Genomic DNA, 21486 nt, shown 5'->3' with positions numbered 1-21486 from the left:
CCTTCATCGAACTCACCGGTGCTGCACCAGCGGCGCGGTGGTGTCGCCGTCGGCAGATTGCTTGCTGAACGATTTTTCGTACTTCTGCTGCGCGGCAAGCGCGGCAGCCCCGTCCAGGCCATAGACGGGATTGGTGTTGCGGACCGCTTCCGGATGGGCGATCTGCGAGGCCAGGGTGGCGCGCACCGAGCGGGCGCTGGCCGTTTCGGTCGGGGGAAACGCGCTGCAGGCGGCGACGGTGAGGCTGAGCAAAATGGCGCTGCAGCGGGGCGACAGGGTGATGGGCACGATAACTCCTTATTTGAGTTCGAAACCGCCGGCGGCGGGCATTGTAGCGGCTGGCGCCGTGGCCGCCGCCGGTGCGGCGAGCGCGGCCGGCTGGCCTTCGATCCGGCCGTTGAGCAGCCGGGCGGCGCGGCTGGGCGCCGCCACCATGTCGGTCGGCAGGCTGTAATTGGGCGGCAGTGGCTTGACCAGGTGCGGCGTGATCACAAACAACAGCTCGCTGCGCTCCTCCTGAAAATCGGTGCTGCGAAACAGCGCGCCCAGAATCGGCACTTCCGACAAGAACGGTGTCCCCTTGGCGCCGCTGGTGAAATTGCTCTTGATCAGGCCGCCAATGGCGAAACTCTGGCCGTCGTACAGTTGCACCGTGGTGCTGGCGCGGCGGGTGGTGATCAGGGGCAGGATCAGGCTGCCCGAGACGCCGCCGGCGCTAAAGCCGACCCCTTCGCGCGAGAGCTCCGACACTTCCGGCGCCACGTGCAGGTTGATGCGGCCGCCGGGGAGCACGGTGGGGGTGAAGCGCAGGCCCACGCCGAACTCGCGCTCTTCGAGCATGATCTTGTTGTAGTCCTGGGCGACGGGAATGAAAATCTTGCCGCCGGCGAGAAACGTGCCTTCCTGGCCGCTGATGGCCATCACATTCGGTTCGGCCAAGATACGCACCAGGGCATTTTCGCGCTGGGCTTCGACGGACAGCTTGGTGCCGTTGCTCATGCGCGCGTCGAAGCCGCCACCGGAGCGGCCGGTGAGAAAATTGGCCACCAGGGTCGCCGCCCAGCTGCCCGAATTCATGCGCACGATGGAACCGGCCTCGATCCGCTCGAGCAGGGTTTTCGACACCTCGGCCACTTTCACCTCGAGCATCACCTGCTGCGGTGCGCTGATCCCGAGCATATTGATGACCCGCACGGCGGCGCTGCCCCCTCCGCCCGCCGTCGTGGGATTGGCCGGCGCCGCCGGATCGGTCTTGCCCACCGCGCCCAGCGGCTGCACGGGCCGGCGCACGAAGGCGGCCGCCAGTTCGCTCACGCGGGCGACGGTGGCAGCATCGGCGACCATACCGCTGAGCACCAGCGCGTCGGCGGCGGCGGTCACGCGGATCTCCTTTTCATCGGGTAGCAAGGCCGCCAGCGTCGCCTGGAAGGCGGCGGCATCCATCGTCACGACGATGTCGACGACGCTGCAGGCGCCGCTCTTGCCCTGGATGATCATATTGGTGGTGCCGATGTCGATGCCGGCCAGATACAAGGTATCGGGCGCCACCAGCATCGCCTGCACCACGCCCGGGTTGCCGACGCTACGGTGCAGCAGCGGCTCGGGCAAGCGCATCATGGCTGATTTTCCCAGCTGCAAAGTCATCGTGGCCGGCTTGGCGCCGTCGCCGCTGCAGCGTGGGCCCACTTCGCCGCGCTGGGCCACCGGGGTGGGCGCCGCCCCCGCAGCGGCCGGCTTGACCGCCGCCAGCACAGGGCAGGCGCACGCCGCCAGGGCGATGACGCTGATGAAGCGGCGGGCCCGCATCGAAGCCTGCTGTCTGACGCTGTTGTCCATGGCGTTCATCCTGAAAAATGAGAGAAATAAACAGGGGAATCAAAAGCACTCTTGCGACACGTTCACGCCGTTGAGCACGCCGACGCAATTGCGCTTGACCAGCACCACCGGTCGCGTCGTCGGGCGCGCCGGCGCCTTCGGCATGACCACCACGGCTGGCTTGATGAGCGCCGGCTCCTGCAGCAAGGTGCGCTTGGTGGCGCCGTCGCTGTGCACGTCGCTGTTGTCGAGCTGATTGCGCAGGGCCAGCGACAAGGTGCCCACGCTGCGGGCCAGGTCGAGGTGCTCGGCCTGGGCCGGCGTGACTTCCAGGGTGACGGCGTTGACCACGCGCGGCTTGCTTTCGTCGCGGCCCACGTCCTGCGCGACGGCCAGCACCAAGATCCGTTCGAGCACGATCTTCGACACATTGAGCTCCGTGCTGCGCTCGCCATTTGGCGCATCTTTTTGGGTGCTGACGATGACGTCGACGTAGTTGCCCGGCAAGGCGAAGCCGGCCACGCCGATGACGTCGTTGACCCGCACCGTGATGGCCCGATTGCCTTTGCCGATCAGCGAGGACAGCCCGGCGTCCCTGGCCGCCAGCTTGGCCTCGGTCACCGGGTCGCCGGCGGCCAAGGCATCCTTGACGACCCGGCTGAGCAGTTTTTCGGTATCAAAATAACTCCCCTCCGGTGGATGCTCGAATATCTTGTCCGACAGTTTGAGCATGTCTGCCGTGAGCGGCTTGCCCTGCGCCACCGCGACCGTGGCGACCACCACCCGCTTGCCGCTCGAAGGCGGCGGCGGCAGCAGATAGCGCCAGGCCACGGCCACCGCGGCCAGGCCGAACAGAACGGCCAACCCCAACATCACGATTGCGCGCTTGTTCTTCATGCTTTTTCTCCCAACAGGATGTGATCAGCGGCGGCCGGCGCCGTGCAAGGGGGCGGACAACAGGCAAACAGGCTGTGCCAGGCCTGCTCGAGCGAGGCTGCGCACAAGCGCGGTACGGCGCCGGCGAAACTGGCGGCATCGACGATGCGGGTGAGCAGTTCGCGTGGCATGCAAGCGAGCATCGGCTGGCCCGACGGCGCATGCAGACGCTGCAGCAGATACGCCGCGGCCGCTTCGTCGTAGGGCAGGTGCAGCAGCGCACACTGGCGGCGCAGCAGTGCCAGATACCGGCTCGCATCGAGCGCGCCGACATGAATCTTGTAGGCGATGCGGCGCAATAAGGCGGCGTCCATCAAGGCCTGCGGCGCGCAACTGGTGGCGAACACCAAGGTGACGGCGAACGGCACCGTCACGGCGTGACCGCCTTGCAAGGTCAGCACGTCGAGGCCCCGTTCGAGGGGGTTGACCAGGCGGTTGAGCAGATCGGCGGCGGCGCCGCGCTGCCGGCCAAGGTCATCGACGATGAGCAGGCCGCCGCTGGCCTGGAAGTGCGGCGGCGCGTGATAGATGCCGTTGGCGGCGTCGAAGCGGCACTCGAGCATGTCGGGCGTCAGTTCTGCGCCCACGTGCACCACCGGGCGCTGGCAGATCAGCCAGCGCCCGTCGTTACGGCGCTCGTCGAACTGGCGCGCCTGCGGCAGCGCCGGCGCCAGATGCACCAGCGGATCATGGAACTGGACGATCTGGTGGTCGATCAACACCGCATGGGGGATCGCCACCACGCCCTGCAACAAGCGCCCCAGCTTGCGCGCCAGCGTGGTTTTGCCCGAACCCGGCGCGCCATGGAGCAGCAGCGCCCGGCCCGAGTACAAGGCGGCGCCCAGCTGGGCGCGCACGGCGGCGTCGATGAGCTCGTCGCCGGGCCCGTCGCCCAGGGCGGCAGCGAGCTCGGCGTCGCCGAAGCGGGCGCCGGCGGCATGGCGCTGGGCATCGCGGGCGATCACCGCGCGCAAGGCGTCGAGCGTCACCGGCGCCGGCCCCACGTAGCGGCATTCGGCCAGCGCCGCGGCAGCGAAGGCCTGGCCCGGGCCCGTCAACTGGTATTCAATATCGATGTCCGAATCGCCGCGCCGGGCCACGTCGATCAGTTGATCGGCCAGCATCATGGCGATCGCTTCGCGCAGCACGCTCATCGACAGGCGCAGCTTGCCACCGAGTACAGGCAAATGGGCTTTGCCGCAGCGCGCGATGGTCTTCGCCAGCAGCGCCAGCACCAGCGGCCGTTCCAGCCCGGTATCGCGCAAGGTGGTGGGATGGGGCGGCACGATCGCTTCGATATCGCCGTCCGGAAACGCGGCGCGGATGGCGGCCGGGGATGGCGCGGTGGCAAGTAAGGCAGCCTCGGACATCGAAATCTCCTGATAATCTGTACTGCCGAACAACATTAACCCGATTGTAGCGAGCCCTAGAGCAACGCCTTTTGACACGTAGCAAGGAAGGACTTAACGTACTCAGCAGTGCCGTTGGGCCAGCGAAAACAGGGTCGCGCTAGCGATCGCCAGGCCGTACGGCAGATTGCCCACGCTGGGCTTGGGCAGTGGTTCGGCGGCCAGTCGCGCGCCCGCCAGTCCCATCCAGAGCGGCCGTAACAGGCTCAGCACGTTCGTGCCCGCATCGCGCCAGCGGCGCTTCCACAGCACCACCACGAGCGCCATGACACCACCGGCGCAGACGGTGAGCACGGCCAGCCAGAACACCTCGCCCGCAGACAGAAACAGGCCGGTGGCGGCCATCAGCTTGACATCGCCGGCGGCCATGCCGCGCAACACGTACAAGGGCAGGAACACGGCAAAGCCGGTGGCAGCGCCACCGAGGGCCTGCAGCAAGGCGCTGGCAGGCGCAGGACCGGCCAGATGCAGGCCCACGGCGCCCACGCCGCATACGAGCAATAATCGATTCGGGATGCGCCGGCTCAAGAGATCATTGCAGGCGGCCAGCACCACCATGACGGTCAGCAGCAGTTCGAGAGAAAGGGGGATGGTCATGGTCGCTCCGGGGCGGGCGAAAACACGGAAGGCGGGGCAGACTGGCGCAGCGACGACGCACTGCACATGGAACGGCGGAAACAAAAAAACCCCTCGGACGGCACGCCGTCCGAGGGGTCATGCCATCATCAGGCAGCGCCGCCCATGGCAATGCGCACGGCGTTGAAGGTGGTGTCGAGCTGGCCGCCCAAGGCGCGGGCTGCAGTCACGATGGCCACGCCAACCAGGGCAGCGATCAGGCCGTATTCGATGGCGGTGACACCGTTTTCATCGGCGACGAAGGTTTTGACTGCGGATGCGATTTTGCTCATGATGTACTCCACGTGTGGATGGAAAGGAAGAACGTCTGGCGTCGCTAAAATCCCCTAACCGCTTCTTAATTCCGGGAACTTCGCTTTTCCCTGCTGTGTTTGCTGCGCCATTGAAGCCACTATAAATGCCAAATGATCAGGGCAAATTGAGCCTGCACAAGTTTTCTTCCAAGTACATAAAAATGCATTGGAGAATTTTTTTTGATTTGACGGAAACACGACAGCCGAACGCGCGGATGCGCGCGGGTACACCAGGCAGGTGGGGACTTGGCGCTGGACGCGCCGCAGGCGATCAGTTCAGGCTCATGAACTGCATGGGGTCGAGTTTCCATTTCGATGGCGACTCGTGGCGGACGATCTTGTCGCCGCCGCCGAAACCGAGCGGACGCGACAGGTCAACCGTTTGCGGTTGAATGTAGCTGTTGTTCTTGCTGCTAAAAAAAACGTTCACCTTCGGCGACAGCAGATTGGTGGGATGGGCCTCGATAACGACCCCGAGCCGGCCCGATTCGAGCATCACCATGGTACCGACCGGATAGATGCCGACGCAGCGCATGAACTCTTGTACATACTGGGGATTGAAGTGGAATTTGCTCCACTCGTAAATCTTGCGCAACGCTTCCGCCGCCGACATGCCCTTGTGATAGCAGCGATCGGCGGTGATGGCATCGTAGACGTCGACGATGGCCGCCATCTGCGCCAACTCGCTGATCTGGCCAGTGCCCTGCTTGTGCGGATAGCCGCTGGCGTCGCAGCGCTCGTGGTGGTGCAAGGTGATGTCGAGGGGGATCGGGCCGATGCCGGGCGTCTTGAGGAGGAAATCGTAGCCATCCTGCGGGTGTTTCTTGATGATGTCGAATTCCGCCTCGGTCAGCCGGCCCGGCTTGTTGAGAATGCGATCGGGCACCATCGCCTTGCCCGTGTCATGCAGCAAGCCGCCCAGCCCCGCCTGGTACGTCGTTTCGCCATCGAGGCCGCGCGAACGGGCAAACGCCACCAGCAGCGTGCACACGGAGACCGAGTGCAAAAACGTGTAGTCATCGGCACTCTTGATGCGCATCAGGCTCATCAAGGCCCCGGGATTGCGCAAGATCGATTCCGTGATGTTTTCCACCATCGGCGAGATCTGGTCGAGCTCGACCGCCTTGCCCAGTCGGGCATCCTGCATCACATTGCGTACCAGGCCGGCCGCCTGGCTGCGAATCTGCTTGGCGCGCTGCATCTCCTCACCCATGCCCGTCCGCACCGTGCGCACGGGCGCCGCCGCCAGTTGCGCCAGCTCCACCTCGGTGCGCGCCTGCGCCTCGACCAGGGTGGGCGCGTCCTGCACATCAAGCCCGCGCGCGCTGTCGATCACCACGTCGTGGATGCCGGCGTCGTGAATGCGGCGGATCTCATCGTCGCTCGTCAAAAGAAACCGGTTGCGCACGAACGGATGCGTCATCCAGTCGCAACTGAGGTCATGGACATACATCCCCAGCTTGAGCTGGGAGGCGTCGATCTTCTTGAGCATGGTGTTGCGACTTTCGGGCAAACTGAAAAAACGCGCATGGCGGCGTGCTTACACAGTATAGCCAATATTATTGCTCGAAAGCATTGATGTGTCGTAATGGCGGCCGATATTATTAAAGATGGTGCCCCCCCCATCCACGCCGGCCGCGGACGCGGCCGGCGCCACTGCGCCACTGCAGCCGAACGCGCCGAATCGGCGTACCCTGACAAGCAGGAGGGTGGCGCGTCACCGGGTGAGCTTGACCCGCGCTCCTGCTTGACGTTAACGTAAACGTCATATACCGTACACGATCACCGAGGATCACTATGAACGACATCACGACCGCCGCCACCCTGCATACCCCAGCCGCCGCCGCTGCGCCGAAACTGGCCAACAAGGTGCGCTTCGTCACCGCCGCCTCGTTGTTCGACGGCCATGACGCCTCGATCAACATCATGCGCCGCATCCTGCAGTCGAACGGCGTCGAAGTGGTCCACCTGGGGCACAACCGCTCGGTCGACGAGGTCGTCACGGCGGCGCTGGCCGAAGACGTGCAGGGCATCGCCATTTCCAGCTACCAGGGTGGCCACGTCGAGTATTTCAAGTACATGATCGACCTGCTGCGCGAGCGCGGCGGCGCCCACATCAAAGTGTTCGGCGGCGGCGGCGGGGTCATTGTGCCCAGCGAAATCGCCGAACTGCATGCCTACGGCGTGAGCAAGATTTTCAGCCCGGAAGACGGTCAGCGCATGGGCCTGGTCGGGATGATCGAATCGATGGTGCACGCCTGCGACATCGACCTGTCGACCTATTCCCCGACCAGCCTGACGCCCCTGCAGACGGGCGACATTGCCAGCCGCCACCGCCCGCTGGCGCAACTGATCACGGCGCTGGAAAACGGCAAGGCGGCGCCGGCCCTGCGCCAGCAACTGCTCGACAGCGCCGCCACGCTCGCCGTGCCCACGCTGGGCATCACCGGCACGGGCGGCGCCGGCAAATCCTCGCTCACCGACGAACTGGTACGCCGGATCCGCATGGACCAGGGCGACGCCCTGAACATCGCCATCATCTCGATCGACCCGTCGCGCCGCAAGTCCGGCGGCGCCCTGCTGGGCGACCGCATTCGCATGAATGCCATCAACCCGTGGAACGGCCAGGCGCGTGTGTTCATGCGCTCGCTGGCCACCCGCGAAGCGGGCAAGGAGATCTCGTCCGCGCTGCCCGAAGTGATCGCCGCCTGCAAGGTGGCCGGCTTCGACCTGGTGATCGTCGAAACGTCCGGCATCGGCCAGGGCGACGCCGCCATCGTGCCCCATGTGGGCCTGTCGATGTACGTCATGACGCCCGAATTCGGCGCCGCCTCGCAGTTGGAAAAAATCGACATGCTCGATTTCGCCGATTTCATTGCCATCAACAAGTTCGACCGCAAGGGCGCCCAGGATGCCTTGCGCGATGTCGCCAAGCAGTACCAGCGCAACCGCGAACTGTGGAGCACCGCGCCCGAGCAGATGCCCGTGTACGGCACCCAGGCCTCGCGCTTCAATGACGACGGCGTCACCGCCCTCTACCAGGGCTTGCTGCCGCGCCTGGCCGAACTGGGCTTGCACGTGCAGCCGGGCAAACTGGCGATCGTCCAGGCGCGCCACTCCAGCACCAGGCACGTCATCGTGCCGCCGGGCCGCGCGCGCTACCTCGCTGAAATCGCCGACACCGTGCGCGGCTACCACCAGCACACGCGCAAGCAGGTGCGGCTGGCGCGCGAACGCCAGCAGCTCACCGAAAGCCGCCGCATGCTCGCCGCCGCCGGCAAGAGCGCCGACTTCGATGAGCTGATCGGCGAACGCGATGCCGCCATGGACGCCGGCGCCAAAAAACTGCTGGCCCAGTGGCCGGACCTGCAGGCCGCCTACGCGGGCGACGATTACGTCGTCAAAATTCGCGACAAGGAAATCCGCACCCGCCTGGTCCAGCACACCTTGTCCGGCACCGTCATCCGCAAGGTGGTGCTGCCCACCTACGAAGACCACGGCGAAGTGCTCAAATTCCTGATGCTGGAAAACGTGCCCGGTTCGTTCCCGTTCACCGCCGGCGTGTTCGCCTTCAAGCGCGAGGGCGAAGACCCCACCCGCATGTTCGCCGGCGAAGGCGACGCCTTCCGCACCAACCGCCGCTTCAAGCTGGTCTCGACGGGGATGGATGCCAAGCGCCTCTCCACCGCCTTCGACTCCGTCACCCTGTACGGCGCCGACCCCGCCGTGCGCCCCGATATCTACGGCAAGGTGGGCAATTCCGGGGTATCGATTGCCACCCTGGACGACATGAAAGTGTTGTACGACGGTTTTAATTTGTGCAGCCCGTCCACCTCCGTCTCGATGACCATCAACGGCCCGGCACCGACCATCCTGGCGATGTTCATGAACACCGCCATCGACCAGCAACTCGACCAGTTCGTCGCCGACAACGGGCGTCAGCCCAGCGCCGACGAAGCGGCCAAGATCCGCGCCTGGGTGCTGGCCAACGTGCGCGGCACCGTCCAGGCCGACATCCTGAAAGAAGACCAGGGCCAGAACACCTGCATCTTCTCCACTGAGTTTTCGCTCAAGGTGATGGGCGACATCCAGGAATATTTTGTGCACCACCAGGTGCGCAATTTTTACTCGGTGTCGATCTCCGGCTATCACATCGCCGAAGCGGGCGCCAATCCCATCTCGCAGCTGGCGTTCACCTTGTCGAACGGCTTCACGTTTGTCGAAGCGTATCTCGCGCGCGGCATGCACATCGACGACTTCGCGCCGAACCTGTCTTTCTTCTTCAGCAACGGCATGGACCCCGAATACACGGTGCTGGGCCGGGTCGCCCGCCGCCTGTGGGCGGTGGCCATGCGCGACAAGTACGGCGCCAACGACCGCAGCCAGAAACTCAAGTACCACGTGCAAACGTCGGGCCGCTCGCTGCACGCCCAGGAAATCGACTTCAACGACATCCGCACCACCTTGCAGGCCCTGATCGCCATCTACGACAACTGCAATTCGCTGCACACCAACGCCTACGACGAAGCGATCACCACGCCGACGGACGAATCGGTGCGCCGGGCCCTGGCCATTCAGCTGATCATCAACCGCGAGTGGGGCCTGTCGAAGAACGAAAACCCCAATCAGGGCGCCTTCATCATCGACCAGCTCACCGACCTGGTCGAAGAAGCGGTGCTGCAGGAATTCGAACGCATCGCCGAACGGGGCGGTGTGCTGGGCGCCATGGAAACGGGCTATCAGCGCGGCAAGATCCAGGAAGAGTCGATGTTGTACGAACACCAGAAACACGACGGCACCCTGCCCATCATCGGCGTGAACACGTTCAGAAATCCGAAATCGACGGGCGCGGTCCAGCAGATCGAACTGGCCCGTTCCACCGACGATGAAAAGCAGTCGCAGTTGGCCCGCCTGGAGCAATTCCACCAGCAACACGCCAGCGCCGCGCCAGCGGCACTGGCGGCCCTGCAACAGGCGGCCATCGACAACGCCAATGTGTTCGAACAACTGATGGACGCGGTGCGCGTGTGCTCGCTGGGGCAGATCACCACCGCCCTGTTCGAAGTGGGCGGCCAGTACCGCCGCAATATGTAAAGCGCCAACAACAGCCGGTCCGGGGCCGGTCCGTGTGACCGGCTTTTTTTCGTCCGTCGGCCTACAATGAAAGCGCGCTCCATGACCGAGGTTGCCCCATGCCCATCAAGCCGGAACAACTTGCTGCCCTGATGCACGAAGTCGAGCAGCAAGACCCCATCGACTTCGCCGATTTGCCGTTCGACGAACACGAACTGCGCGCGCTCGTTGCCGGCCACCTGTGCGACATGGCCACGGCCATGGACACGTTCAGCACGGAAGACCGCCTGCTGACACTGCTGGCGGTGTCAGCCAAGCTGGTGCTGGAAAACCTCGTCTTGCATCTGCAATTGTTACGCCGTCACGGCTTGCCGGTGGGCGACAGTGTCGAGGCGCTACTGAGCCGCTTGCGCGAGCGGGGCGCCTGAGTCCGACTGGCGCAGCGGCGCAGTCCGCCCCGCTCGACCAAATTGCAACACAGCGACAATGTTGAGGAAATAAAGGGTTCCTTGAGGTATTATTAACCTCCGAGAAATATTAGCCTGATTCCGCCGCGGCCTGCGCCGCAGCCCATACAACAAGGATTGTTTATGTCGCGTCGTGTAACTCAACGGGCCGTCAGCGCCTCCCTGATCGTCTCATCCTTGCTGCTGGCGGCCGGGCTGGGAGCGTGCAGCAAAACCGAAACGGCGGCATCGCTGATGAGCGAAGCGCAAAGCTACGAAACCAAGGGCGATACAAAAGCCGCCCTGATTCAGCTGAAAAACGCCGTCGCCAAGGCCCCCGAAGACGGCGAAGTGCGCATCCGGCTGGCGGCGCTGTACCTGAAAATGGGCGACCCGGTGTCGGCCGAAAAAGAAGCGCGCAAGGCCGGCGAACTGAAAATCGACGGCGCGCGCACCGTGCCGGTGCTGGCGCGCGCGCTGGTGCTGCAGGGCCAGGGCCAAAAAGCGCTCGATGCCACCGCCGCCATGGCCGAAGGCAAGGACGCCAGCGTGCTGGCCATCCGCGGCGACGCCTACCTGACGCTCACCATGCCGGACAAGGCCAAGCAGGCTTACCAGGCGGCCATCGCCATTGTCCCCGGACAATCCGAAGCGTTGATCGGCATGGCCCGCCTGGCGGCCATCGGCAAGGACTTCGACGGCGCCGGCAAACTGATCGATCAGGCGATTGCCGCCAATCCGAAGGATGCCGATGCCTACCTCTTCAAGGGCAACTTGCTGCGCTCGCAGAACAAGAGCGACGAAGCGATCAGCGCCTTCTCCCAGGCCATCGCCGCCAAGCCGGACATGACGTCGGCACTGCTCGAGCGCGCCAATGTCTACATGACCAACAAAAAATATGATCTGGCCAAGGCCGATATCGATGCCGCCCGCAAGATCGCACCGAACGGCTTGCCACCGCTGTACTCGCAAGCCGTGCTCGAGTTCTCGCAAAACAACTTCACCGCCGCCAATGACAACGTGCAGAAAGTGCTGAGCAAAGCACCGGGCCACCTGCCGTCGATGCTGCTGGCCGGTGCCATCGAACTGAACATGGGCTCCTTCAGCCTGGCCGAGCAGCACCTGAGTGCCTATCTCAATGCCGTGCCAGGCAATGTCTACGCGCGCAAGCTGCTGGCGCAAACCCAGTTGCGCTCGGCCCAGCCCGCCGACGCCAGCGCGACCCTGGCGCCGCTGCTGCAAAACGGCAGCGATGACGCCCAGATCATGGCGCTGGCCGGCGAATCGTCGTTGCGCTCGCAGGAGTTTGCCAAGGCCACCCAGTACTTCGAAAAAGCCACGACGCTCGACCCGAAGGCGGCGTCGCTGCGCACCTCGCTGGGCCTGTCGATGCTGGCCCAGGGCAACCAGGAACAAGGTCTGAGCGAACTGGAGAAAGCCACCGCCCTCGATCCGAAATCGGAGCAGGCCGGCGTCGCCCTCGTGCGCAGCGAACTGGCGCTCAAACACTACGACAAGGCGCTGGTCGCCGCCAAGGCGCTGGTGGCCGCCCATCCCGACAATGCCGAGATGTACAACCTGCAGGGTGGCACCATGCTGGCCAAGGGAGATATGGCCAGCGCTCGTGCCAGCTTTGAAAAGGCCGCGAGCTTGAAGGCCGGCCTGTTCGGTCCGGTGATGAACCTCGCGCGCATGGACATGGTCGAGAAAAAGCCGGACGCCGCCAAGGTCCGCCTGACGGCATTTAGCGAAAAGAACAAGGGCACCGACGCACCGCTGGCCCTCGCAGCCCTTTTCTTGAGCCAGAACAATGTTCCTGAGGCGACCAAGTGGGCCGAAAAGGCCGTCGCCGACAATCCGGATGACCTCAAAGCCGGGCGCGAACTGGCCAGTTTTTATCTGCGCTACAACATGGCACCGAAGGGCCTGCTCCTGGCACGCAAGCTGCAATCGGCCAATCCCGCCAATCCAGACCTGCTCGACACGCTTGGCCAGGCGCAGATGGCCAACAAGGACCCTTCCGGCGCCCTCGAGAGCTATAGCAAGCTGGCCGGCATGATGCCCAAGTCGGCCGCCACCCAGTTGCGCCTGGCCGCCGTGCACATGCAACTGAACAACCCCACTGCCGCCAATGACGACCTGAAACGCGCGCTGGCGCTGGAGCCGAATAACGAGCGGGTCCGCTTGGCCCAGATCGAAATGGCGATGGCCACCAACAAGCCCGACGAGGCCTTGACGCTGGCCCGCGCGATCCAAAAATCTTCGCCGAAGTCGCCGCTGGGATTTGCCGTAGAAGGCGACCTGATGAGCGCGCAGAAGAAATACGACCTGGCCGCGAAGTCCTACGAACAAGCGCATATCCTGTCCAACACGGGCGCCAGCATGATCAAGTACCTCGGCGGACTGACCGCCGCAGGCAAGAGCGCTGAAGCGGATACCAAGGCCGCCGCATGGCTGGCCAGTCATCCGAACGATACGACGATTGCGATGTACCGGGGCGAAACTTTGCTCGTCAAGAAAGATTACAAGGGTGCCATCGCCCAATTCGAGTCAGTGCAGAGACTGCTGCCCAACGACGCCATGGTCGCCAACAATCTGGCCTGGGCCTACCAGCAGGTCAAAGATCCGCGCGCGCTGGCCACCGCCGAACGGGCCGTCAAGCTGGCGCCGGAATCGGGCGCGGTGCTCGACACTCTGGGCTGGATGCTGGCCGAGCAAGGTGACAGCGTCAAGGCACTGCCGCTGCTGCAGAAAGCCGTCAAGGTCAGCCCGAATGCAAGCGAACTGCGCTATCACCTGGCAGTGCTGCTGGCAAAGTCCGGCGACAAGAAAGCGGCCCGCGTCGAACTCGACAAGGCCTTGGCCGGCGCGCCGTTTTCCCAGTCGGAAGAAGCGAAAGCGCTGCTCAAGACTTTGTAATTGCCTGACGTTAATTATGTAGTAGCCGGAGCAAGCACTCGGTACATTGCAGCAGGGACGCAAACCGGATCGCGTTCCGCTTGTCCGCTGAGGACACAGCTTGGGAGAGCAAAATGAGCAAGGAACCGGGCGAAATTGAAGCGGTCGTAACAGATGTAAGTATTCGTAAGGACGCGGCCGAATCGAGTGACAGTGACGCGGAGAAACGCGCTAAGATGTTGTCCTGCGAATACGAGGACGTAATAGTGAACCAGGACAAGTATGGCATTCGCTTGACCGATACTGCTGCCGGCCGTAACTCGGCAAGCATGTTGATCAGCAAAATGTATGCTTGGCGCGGCTATGCCGGCACCCACCAATTGAACGATGATCCGAACCGCATCACCCTGACCGCCGCCGATCAGGGCGAAACCGTGGGCACCTTGACCATTGGTATCGATTCGCCCATCGGCCTGGCCGCCGACCAGATTTTCAAGCCGGAACTCGACGCGCACCGCGAACGCGGCGCCCGCCTTTGCGAATTCACCAAGTTCGCTTTTGACACCAATGTGCGCTCAAAAACCGCGCTGGCCAACCTGTTCCACCTGGCCGTCATCTACGCGCGCGATATCAATCATTGCACCGATATCATGATCGAGGTCAATCCACGCCATCGCCGCTTCTACGAGCACATGCTCGGATTCGTGCGTGAGACCGAAGTGCGCACCAACCCCCGCGTCAACGCCCCCGCCTACCTGCTGCGCGTGAATCTGGACTACGTGACCGAACAGATCGCCCGCCACGGCGGCACGTTCAGCAGCGGCACCACCGACCGTTCCTTCTATCCGTATTTCTTTTCGCCACGCGAGGAGCACGGCATCATCGCCCGCTTGATGAAAGTGGACGATTCGCATCCCGACAAGGGCCCGCTGGAAAACTAGCTCTGCACGCGGCGCATGCTGCGCTTCATGATAGTATTGCAATATGACAATACCCGCTCCTTCCGCCGCCGCGTCCGCCCGCGCCTTCCACTACGAATCGGCATTCGCCCGTAATATCGGCTGGGTCACCCATGAAGAGCAGGCCGCCCTGCGCGGCAAGCGGGTGGCCATCGCCGGCGGCGGCGGGGTGGGCGGGGTGCACTTGCTGACCCTGGCGCGGCTGGGCATCGGCGCCTTCCACATCGCCGATTTCGACAATTTTGATATCGCCAATTTCAACCGCCAGGTCGGCGCCAACATGAGCACCATCGGTGCCCCCAAGGTCGAGGTGATGGCGCAGATGGCGCGCGAGATCAATCCCGGCGCGGACATCAAGATATTCCCGATGGGCATTAACAAGGACAATCTGCATGCCTTCCTTGAGGGAGTCGACCTGTACATCGACGGCCTCGATTTCTTTGCCTTCGACATCCGCCAGCAAACATTTGCGCTATGCGCCCAGTTGGGCATCCCCGCCACCACGGTGGCGCCGCTGGGCATGGGCGCCGCCCTGCTCAACTTCATGCCCGGCAAAATGACCTTCGAGGAGTATTTTCAATGGGGCCAGCGCAGCGACCTCGAGAAGGCTGTGCGCTTCGTGGTGGGGCTGGCGCCGGCCGGCCTGCACCGCCCCTACCTGGTTGACCCGTCCAGCGTCAGTTTTCACCAGCGGAAGGGCCCGTCAACCATCATGGCGTGCCAGATTTGTGCCGGCGTGGCGGCCACCGAGGCGCTCAAGATTCTCCTCGGCCGCGGCAAGGTGCGCGCGGCGCCGCACGGCATGCAGTTCGACGCCTACCGCAACCGCATGGCCCTGACCTGGCGCCCGCTGGGCAACCGTAATCCCCTGCATGCCCTGATGATTGCGATCGGCAAGCGCCAGCTGGCTGGCGCGCCGGACGCCTGAGCGGCTCAGGCGTCGCCGCTTTCTCCATACACGGCCGACAAGGGCAGGCGGCGCGAACGCACCGCCGTCCGCTGCGGATAGCCGACCCGCAAAATCATGTGCAGCATCTCGCCCGGCTGCAAGCCAAGCAGCGCCTGCAATTTCGCCTCGACGGTCCGCATTTCTGCCTCAAATCCCGTCACCAGGGTGCCCTCGCGCAGGCGATTGAGTTGGTCACTGACCACGTAATACGGCTGCACCGCCAGCCCTTCCAGGTTCAATCCCGTCCAGATCCGGTTAAGCAGCCGTCCACCGTCGATCACTGCAGCGTCGCCGGACGGTCCGGACACGCACATCAGCGCCGGCGCCGCGCCAATCAGGCCGGTTTCCGCCTTGGCCAGCAATTTGTACGCCCCCAGCCGGTTGAGTATCTTCATGCGCGACCAGTCCGACATCAGCCCCATGAACGCCTTGCCGCCCGGGGGCAGGCCCAGGCTGGCCATATCGAGGCCGTCGCCGCGCGCCACCTGTTCCGGCGTATGGCGCAGACTGCCGTACAGCCAGGCGTGCAAGGCGGGATCGCAAAACCGCGCCCTTGAGGCAGCCTGCACCAGGTCGACCAGCGCCTGGCGCTGCGCTTTATCCTGCAAGACGGTGATCCGGTTGCCGCCTTGCACATCGACGGCCAGCCTGGCCACCAGCGCCGCCGGCAAGGCGGCGCGCGTGTAGGGCAGGCGGTTGGTGTGGCGCGCGGCCGGCCCGGCGGGCGCCGTGAACGACGCTGGAATGCACTCGAGCCGCAAGCTCGCGTAGGTATCGTCGGGCGCCGCACGCCATTGCCACTGCCCGCCCACGCCATTCGCCACCAGCGCCATGTCGAGGTTTTCCGCGAGCGCACCGACCCCCAGCAGGGTAGCGTGGCTGCGCGCGCCGAACACATTGGTGCCCGCATGGCGGGACATGTGGCGCAGTGCCAGCGTGTCGGCTGACCAGTCCATGTGCCAGCCCTGCGAATTGTCGGCCGACGGCGCCAGGGCGCCGATGGCGGCCAGCTGTTCAATAAAATGCGGCATGTGATATCCGGAAAAGACGGTGGCGCCAGCCTACCACGGCTTTCAGTGTAACCAGGCAAGTTTGGGGGGATTTTCGGGCGAAAAAAAACCCGTCGCAGCGACGGGTTTTTTCCGCAGCGGCGCCGGACGGCGCCGCTGGCATGCTATTACGACTTGCGACGACGGGCGGTAACGCCGACAGCGAGCAAGCCCAGGCCCAGCAGAGCGATCGAGGTTGGCTCAGGAACGGCGAATTCCGTGGTGCCGCCAGCGTTGATCGACAAGGTGTTGTCGATGTTGAAAACGGCAGCGCCAGTCGGGTTGTTAAAGCCGTTATACGACAGGGTGAAGAATGGCTTTGGCTCAATGAAGAACAGCTTGCCAGCTGCGGTCAGCTCGAACGTGGTGTTGGCGTTCAGTGCGGCGCCAAACTGTGGGGTGATGGTCGCGGTACCGTCGATCAAGACGCCGGTTGCCAGCGCGTAGTCGTTGTCGGTAAATGCGACGCTCGCTTCGCGGCCGGAACCGTCGGTATTGCGGCCAGCGGTGAAGAATTTGGTGTTGTTGTCCGGGTCGGCGTACATGGTGAAGTTCAGTGCGGTCAGCAGGTTCGAGCCGCCAGGGCCGGCGCCGACGAGGTCGACCAGGTCAAATTTCACGTACAGGTTGAAACCGGTGATCGCGTAATCTTCTGCTTCGCCCGTGACGGTATCGGCGAATTTGAAGGTGCTGTACTTGATGTAGCCGCTGCCGGTGTCGGTCAGCTTGCCGTCGATCATGCTGCGGTGCAGCAGTTCCGACGAACCGGCCAGGATCGATTGTGCCTCGAACACGCCACCGTTACCCATTGCGGCGCCAGCAAGATTGACCGAAGCGGCGTCGACGGTGAAGGTCGGAGCAGCTTGTGCGAACGAGGCGGCGCCCATTGCCAGAACAGCTGCGGCGGCGATGATTTTGTTTTTGAAGTTAAAAGCCATGGTAGTGCTCCTGATATTGTGCGTTAGATATTCTGTCTTGCCCTCAACCGAGAAGGACGGTCTGCCACTGTATAAGCATGTACCGTGCCAGCTTAATCAATACCTTTAAAATCAGTTACTTACGATACTTTCGGGGATGCTGCGCGAGGTGAGTGTAAAGAAATCCGACACATTGTCAGAAAAAATAATTCCTTGTGGTAATGAAAAGATTTCAGCGCCGGCGTCTTGCCCTACAAGGCCGGCCGGCGATCACTGGGCCGGCGTTGTTTTGGGAGAAAGAAACGCCTTGTGAAACAGGTGGCGTGCCAGCATCAGCGGCGGCATGCGCAGCCAGTTGCCGCGCAAATACAGGCAAAAACGTGCGGGCGCCGTCAGCGCGTCACTGCAACTGGCGTGCGATGGCAGCAAGGTGCGCTCGAACATGGCATCCATCAGCGCCAGCAGCAGGGCGCCGGGGCGGGCCAGGCGGTCGACCTCGGCCATGACGGCCGCCGGCACCGGGGTGTCGAACAGCCACTGCGCGTAGCGCAAGGCGTAGAACAGGGGGCGCGCCAGTTCGAGTCGGGCGGCGCGCGCCGACAGCGCATCCCAGAACGCGGGGTCGGCGCCGAACTGGCGCAGCAGGCGATCGAGATCGACCATGTCGCGCAGGCCGTGATCGAATTCGCCGTCGAAGAACAGGTGGGTGGCGCTGTGCAGCACCATGTCGGCCGGACTGAGCGTAAGCACCGCTGCGCCGTTCACGGCGCACGGCACGGCGACGGCGTCGGCACGCAACAGGGCCGAATCGGGATGGACGCGCGCGGTGGGCGGCAAGATCGCATGATGGACGTCGAGCATGGTCTGGCGCCGGATATTGTGCATGGGCGGCAGCTCGTGCATCCACTCGCGGTAATACCGCTGGTCGTAGGCATCGTCGTTGCTAGTGACCCAGCCATGCAGCATCAGCGCACTTTCCACCGCCTCGATGCGTGCGGCCGGCACCAGGATATCGATGTCGGAAAACAGTCGCCCCCGCGCGGCCGGCGCATCGGCCATCACGTAGGCGGCGCCTTTGAGCAGAATCAGGGGTAGCGCCAGCGCATCGAGGGCCTCGGCCAGGCAGGCCACCTCCTGGCGCACCGCCCGCATATGCCGTTCGGCCATGCGGCGCGCCCAGTCGAGGTGGCGGCGCGCGGGCGCCGGCACCTGCTCGAGCAGACCAGCGCCGGCCAGTGCCGCTTCCAGGCCCGCACTGAGGTTGGCACTCAGTGCCTGCCGCAAAATCAGGTCCCAGTCCGCCAGCGAACAGGCGCCGACCGCCGCCGGCGCACGCAGCACCCGCACCAGCAAGGGCAATGGGGCAGCGGCCTTCACGACTGGCGCGCCGTCAGGCGCGAGAACGTCTCGACGGCCTCGTCGAGACTACCGTAGCGGAAGGTGTACACGTCGCTGCGATCGATGGCATCGCCCAGTGCGTCGAAGCCGTCCGCGCCCAGCAAGCTGAAATTAAACGCATTGTCGGCCACGCGCATGAAGGCGCGCGCGCGCGCCATCGGCGTCAGTACGGCAGCTTCGCCGGCGGCGTACTGGGGGAAAATGATCCACGCCGGGCGCGCCGTCTGCGCCGCCCGCGCCACGCTGTCGGCGGGCGGCTTCAGATGGGCCACCACGCCCTTGGCGGTATAGCCAACGGGCGGACTGATCACGGGAGCGCCCAGGTAAGCGCGCATGATGGCGATCGAATCATTCTTCAGGCTGATGGGACGGGGCAGCGGCACGATCTGGCCATCGCGCAGGCGAATCAGGGCCAGTTCGTCAGACAGCAGGCGCCAGCCCCGGTGCGCCAGGGCGGCGCACAGCGTGCTCTTGCCGGAACCGGAAGGCGCCGGCATGATCAAGGCGCAGCCATCCTTTTCCAGCACGGCGGCGTGGATCATCAGGTAGTCGTGGGCGCGGCTGGACACACACCAGTTGAGCATCCATTCGAACATGGCGTAGCCCTGATCGACGGGCAATGGCGCAAACGGCGCGGCGCCGTCATGGTTGAAGTGCACCTGCGGGCGCCACCAGCGCCGCACGCCACCGGCATTGTCGAAGCCCAGGTGAAAATCGGCGAAATCGGTGTTCTCGGCCAGCCGATAGTCGGCGTACATCGAGCCGATGCCGGCGGCGATCGGCGCCACGGTCGAGGTGATCCGATTGATGAACGGGCCCGTTTGCAAATACAGTCCGGGGCCCGCCAGGCGCGCCGCCAGGGCCGGCGCCGACAGGCTCGAGACGGTGGCGGCACCGCTCACGGCATCGCCTCGACCAGCTCACAGGCCCACAGGTTCGCCAGCATGAGCTCGATCGTGGCAATGTCGATCGGTTCGTCCTCATCGAACTGCAGCGTCAACTGGGCAGCGATGTGCGCCACGGACGCGCCGTCAGGCATACCCTGCAACACGTTCAGCAGCGCGTAACCATCGGCATCGAGCAGGTGGGACGCGCCGGACAGATCATTGAAAACCAGCACCTCATCGTCCCACTGGCGGTGCCGGACCTGTTGCCCGCGCCGCAAGCGCCACCCGCGATGCGGGCCGGAGAAAGGAGAAGAAACTGGCAAATCAAACTGGAGCGGACAGGCTCACGATCCCGCTCGATAGGTTTGCTTCAGATACTTGGTCAAGGTCACCATATCCCAGGAGGTGGTGGCATCGACCCGGTAGCGCATCGTCGTCGTCATGTCGACGTACATCGAGACGAGTGATTCCTGCGTCAAGAAACTGATTTTTCCGGACGACACGTTCAGGTAGGCAACCACCAGCGCCCGGCCAAATTCGCCCTTGTCGTCGAGCGCCGAGACCACGCCGGTGGTGGTATTGACGCCATTGCACACAATATCCTTGAGAAAATAAGCGCCGTCGGTGCTTGTGCCACAAGGCAACACGTCGCGCAGCCTGACGTCATCGCGCGCGGAGCGCGGCACGCACGGCGAATACGTCTTCGCCCAGGACAGCGGGCCCACGCCGCTGCACGCCAATCCCGTATTCGGGCGCGCACTATTGTTGATCGTCTGCGACAGTTGGCGCGACGGCGCCATGCAGTTGAGCGCGTCCGTTGCCATGCCTGGCGCGCTGGCCAGGGTCATCAGTACACCGGCGGAGCCTGCCCCGGCGCGGCGGGTGAAGCGGCGCCGTGCATTGCCTGCCGCCGACAGTGCTTGCGTGGATGGGCCCGGAGCGCCTGGGTCGGCGCGATCGCTATTGATTTGTTCTTTAGACACGTTCTTTCCTTCAGTCTGACACCGTCATGCGAATATACTTCCATCAACAGATGGGAGGCAAAATCCATTCCAGCCATCGCCACTGGAATTTCTTGTTTAAATTCAATTACTTAATTCGACCAAAGCAATCCGGAGATTGCTTGGTGTAAAAGAATTCGACAATCAGAAGAAGCTTTCCGGGATCACCAGCACATCGCCCGGACGCATCGGCACATTGGCGGAAATGTCACCGTCCTTGATCAGATCGTTCAAGCGCACGTTCAGGCGCTGCGGCTTGCCGTTGACCGAACGCAAGATGCTGGCCTTGTTGCCGGAAGCGAATTCGGTGACGCCACCGACGGCGATCAATACATCCATCAGCGACATGTCGCGGCGGTACGGCAGCGCCTGTGGCTTGGCGGCCTGGCCGATCACGCGGATCTGCTCGCCGTAGGTGCCGACAAAGCCGGTGACGATGACGGTGACGACGGGCTGCTGGATAAACTTCGACAGCGATTGTTCAATGTCGCGCGCCAGCTGGGTGGCGGTCTTGCCGGACGCTTCGAGGTCCTCGACCAGGGGCGTGGTGATCTTGCCGTCGGGGCGCACCGGCACCGTCATCGACACTTCAGGATTGCGCCAGACATTGATCGACACGCTGTCGCCTGGGCCGATCAGATAGTCGTGCGGCACCACGGCGACGCTGGCCGGCGAGGCCAGGGGACGGCTGGTGGTACAACCGCCGAGCACCACGGCGCCCAGCAGCGCGGCCGCCGTAGCGACCCATTTCAAACTTTTCATAGTAATTGTCATCACGTCGAGATCCCTAGATAAACAGGCGGCGGCGCGCGTTGCGCGG

The 21486-nt window shown here is 63.9% G+C and carries 19 protein-coding genes; 5 read left to right on the top strand and 14 right to left on the bottom strand.

The window, feature by feature from the left end; translation table 11 throughout:
• Positions 1 to 12 precede the first annotated feature (12 nt).
• The 7 genes from ACP7EY_RS14690 to ACP7EY_RS14660 form a co-directional block, all read right to left on the bottom strand.
• Positions 13 to 288, bottom strand: coding sequence for a hypothetical protein (locus ACP7EY_RS14690; protein WP_426194798.1), 276 nt, complete (start codon positions 286 to 288; stop codon positions 13 to 15).
• A gap of 9 nt (positions 289 to 297) precedes the next feature.
• Positions 298 to 1836 (bottom strand): type II and III secretion system protein family protein, encoded by a 1539-nt coding sequence (locus ACP7EY_RS14685; RefSeq protein ID WP_426194796.1) that lies wholly within the window; start codon positions 1834 to 1836, stop codon positions 298 to 300.
• Between the two features lie 39 nt (positions 1837 to 1875).
• A complete protein-coding gene (gene cpaB / locus ACP7EY_RS14680; protein ID WP_426194794.1) occupies positions 1876 to 2712 on the bottom strand; it encodes a Flp pilus assembly protein CpaB in 837 nt (278 codons plus the stop codon).
• Positions 2709 to 4121: an ATP-binding protein gene (locus tag ACP7EY_RS14675; RefSeq protein WP_426194792.1), complete on the bottom strand. Its 1413-nt coding sequence runs from the start codon at positions 4119 to 4121 to the stop codon at positions 2709 to 2711. The genes cpaB and ACP7EY_RS14675 overlap by 4 nt, the downstream gene beginning before the upstream one ends.
• A gap of 102 nt (positions 4122 to 4223) precedes the next feature.
• Positions 4224 to 4757, bottom strand: a complete 534-nt coding sequence (locus ACP7EY_RS14670) for an A24 family peptidase (RefSeq protein WP_426194790.1) — start codon at positions 4755 to 4757, stop codon at positions 4224 to 4226.
• 128 nt (positions 4758 to 4885) lie between these two features.
• Positions 4886 to 5068, bottom strand: coding sequence for a Flp family type IVb pilin (locus ACP7EY_RS14665; RefSeq protein WP_426194788.1), 183 nt, complete (start codon positions 5066 to 5068; stop codon positions 4886 to 4888).
• Between the two features lie 292 nt (positions 5069 to 5360).
• Positions 5361 to 6581: an HD-GYP domain-containing protein gene (locus tag ACP7EY_RS14660; protein WP_426194786.1), complete on the bottom strand. Its 1221-nt coding sequence runs from the start codon at positions 6579 to 6581 to the stop codon at positions 5361 to 5363.
• 305 nt (positions 6582 to 6886) lie between these two features.
• Between ACP7EY_RS14660 and icmF the strand changes: the two genes are divergently transcribed.
• The 5 genes from icmF (at position 6887) to ACP7EY_RS14635 (ending at position 15393) form a co-directional block, all read left to right on the top strand.
• Entirely contained in the window at positions 6887 to 10183 is a 3297-nt protein-coding gene (gene icmF / locus ACP7EY_RS14655) for a fused isobutyryl-CoA mutase/GTPase IcmF (protein ID WP_426194784.1), read from the top strand.
• Between the two features lie 98 nt (positions 10184 to 10281).
• Positions 10282 to 10590: a hypothetical protein gene (locus tag ACP7EY_RS14650; RefSeq protein ID WP_426194782.1), complete on the top strand. Its 309-nt coding sequence runs from the start codon at positions 10282 to 10284 to the stop codon at positions 10588 to 10590.
• Positions 10591 to 10752: 162 nt separating this feature from the next.
• Positions 10753 to 13527 (top strand): XrtA/PEP-CTERM system TPR-repeat protein PrsT, encoded by a 2775-nt coding sequence (gene prsT / locus ACP7EY_RS14645; RefSeq protein ID WP_426194780.1) that lies wholly within the window; start codon positions 10753 to 10755, stop codon positions 13525 to 13527.
• Between the two features lie 113 nt (positions 13528 to 13640).
• Complete coding sequence (locus tag ACP7EY_RS14640) at positions 13641 to 14447, top strand: N-acyl amino acid synthase FeeM domain-containing protein (protein WP_426194778.1); 807 nt, start codon at positions 13641 to 13643, stop codon at positions 14445 to 14447.
• Positions 14448 to 14490: 43 nt separating this feature from the next.
• Positions 14491 to 15393, top strand: coding sequence for a ThiF family adenylyltransferase (locus tag ACP7EY_RS14635; RefSeq protein WP_426194776.1), 903 nt, complete (start codon positions 14491 to 14493; stop codon positions 15391 to 15393).
• A gap of 5 nt (positions 15394 to 15398) precedes the next feature.
• Here the strand turns inward: ACP7EY_RS14635 and ACP7EY_RS14630 are convergent, their stop codons facing one another.
• The 7 genes from ACP7EY_RS14630 to ACP7EY_RS14600 form a co-directional block, all read right to left on the bottom strand.
• Complete coding sequence (locus ACP7EY_RS14630; protein WP_426194774.1) at positions 15399 to 16445, bottom strand: hypothetical protein; 1047 nt, start codon at positions 16443 to 16445, stop codon at positions 15399 to 15401.
• Positions 16446 to 16591: 146 nt separating this feature from the next.
• Positions 16592 to 17401, bottom strand: coding sequence for a flocculation-associated PEP-CTERM protein PepA (pepA, locus tag ACP7EY_RS14625; RefSeq protein WP_426194772.1), 810 nt, complete (start codon positions 17399 to 17401; stop codon positions 16592 to 16594).
• 249 nt (positions 17402 to 17650) lie between these two features.
• On the bottom strand, positions 17651 to 18757 hold the full coding sequence (locus ACP7EY_RS14620; RefSeq protein WP_426194770.1) for a nucleotidyltransferase domain-containing protein: 1107 nt from the start codon (positions 18755 to 18757) through the stop codon (positions 17651 to 17653).
• A complete protein-coding gene (locus tag ACP7EY_RS14615) occupies positions 18754 to 19680 on the bottom strand; it encodes an HprK-related kinase A (RefSeq protein WP_426194768.1) in 927 nt (308 codons plus the stop codon). The genes ACP7EY_RS14620 and ACP7EY_RS14615 overlap by 4 nt, the downstream gene beginning before the upstream one ends.
• Positions 19677 to 19988 (bottom strand): HPr-rel-A system PqqD family peptide chaperone, encoded by a 312-nt coding sequence (locus ACP7EY_RS14610; protein ID WP_426194766.1) that lies wholly within the window; start codon positions 19986 to 19988, stop codon positions 19677 to 19679. Before ACP7EY_RS14610 ends, ACP7EY_RS14615 begins: the two co-directional genes overlap by 4 nt.
• Positions 19989 to 20009: 21 nt before the next feature.
• Positions 20010 to 20648: a hypothetical protein gene (locus ACP7EY_RS14605; RefSeq protein WP_426194764.1), complete on the bottom strand. Its 639-nt coding sequence runs from the start codon at positions 20646 to 20648 to the stop codon at positions 20010 to 20012.
• A 162-nt stretch (positions 20649 to 20810) separates the two neighbouring features.
• Positions 20811 to 21428 carry an XrtA/PEP-CTERM system exopolysaccharide export protein gene (locus ACP7EY_RS14600; protein ID WP_426194762.1) on the bottom strand — a complete coding sequence of 206 codons (618 nt, stop codon included), beginning with the start codon at positions 21426 to 21428 and terminating at the stop codon, positions 20811 to 20813.
• Positions 21429 to 21486: the final 58 nt, after the last annotated feature.

It is taken from the genome of Massilia sp. DWR3-1-1 (assembly GCF_049898325.1).
In the GTDB taxonomy this organism is placed as follows: Bacteria; Pseudomonadota; Gammaproteobacteria; order Burkholderiales; family Burkholderiaceae_D; genus JAFCUW01.
Note: the sequence above shows the minus strand (reverse complement) of the source record. Positions and strands in the feature narration are given on the sequence as shown.

Bases quoted from the DNA above. Each gene is read 5' to 3' on its own strand.
- ACP7EY_RS14650 (WP_426194782.1), top strand. From the start codon at position 10,282: ATGCCCATCAAGCCGGAACAACTTGCTGCCCTGATGCACGAAGTCGAG.
- ACP7EY_RS14675 (WP_426194792.1), bottom strand. From the start codon at position 4,121: ATGTCCGAGGCTGCCTTACTTGCCACCGCGCCATCCCCGGCCGCCATC.
- ACP7EY_RS14670 (WP_426194790.1), bottom strand. From the start codon at position 4,757: ATGACCATCCCCCTTTCTCTCGAACTGCTGCTGACCGTCATGGTGGTG.
- ACP7EY_RS14630 (WP_426194774.1), bottom strand. From the start codon at position 16,445: ATGCCGCATTTTATTGAACAGCTGGCCGCCATCGGCGCCCTGGCGCCG.
- ACP7EY_RS14600 (WP_426194762.1), bottom strand. From the start codon at position 21,428: ATGAAAAGTTTGAAATGGGTCGCTACGGCGGCCGCGCTGCTGGGCGCC.
- ACP7EY_RS14660 (WP_426194786.1), bottom strand. From the start codon at position 6,581: ATGCTCAAGAAGATCGACGCCTCCCAGCTCAAGCTGGGGATGTATGTC.
- prsT (WP_426194780.1), top strand. From the start codon at position 10,753: ATGTCGCGTCGTGTAACTCAACGGGCCGTCAGCGCCTCCCTGATCGTC.
- ACP7EY_RS14665 (WP_426194788.1), bottom strand. From the start codon at position 5,068: ATGAGCAAAATCGCATCCGCAGTCAAAACCTTCGTCGCCGATGAAAAC.
- ACP7EY_RS14635 (WP_426194776.1), top strand. From the start codon at position 14,491: ATGACAATACCCGCTCCTTCCGCCGCCGCGTCCGCCCGCGCCTTCCAC.
- ACP7EY_RS14640 (WP_426194778.1), top strand. From the start codon at position 13,641: ATGAGCAAGGAACCGGGCGAAATTGAAGCGGTCGTAACAGATGTAAGT.
- pepA (WP_426194772.1), bottom strand. From the start codon at position 17,401: ATGGCTTTTAACTTCAAAAACAAAATCATCGCCGCCGCAGCTGTTCTG.
- icmF (WP_426194784.1), top strand. From the start codon at position 6,887: ATGAACGACATCACGACCGCCGCCACCCTGCATACCCCAGCCGCCGCC.
- cpaB (WP_426194794.1), bottom strand. From the start codon at position 2,712: ATGAAGAACAAGCGCGCAATCGTGATGTTGGGGTTGGCCGTTCTGTTC.
- ACP7EY_RS14685 (WP_426194796.1), bottom strand. From the start codon at position 1,836: ATGGACAACAGCGTCAGACAGCAGGCTTCGATGCGGGCCCGCCGCTTC.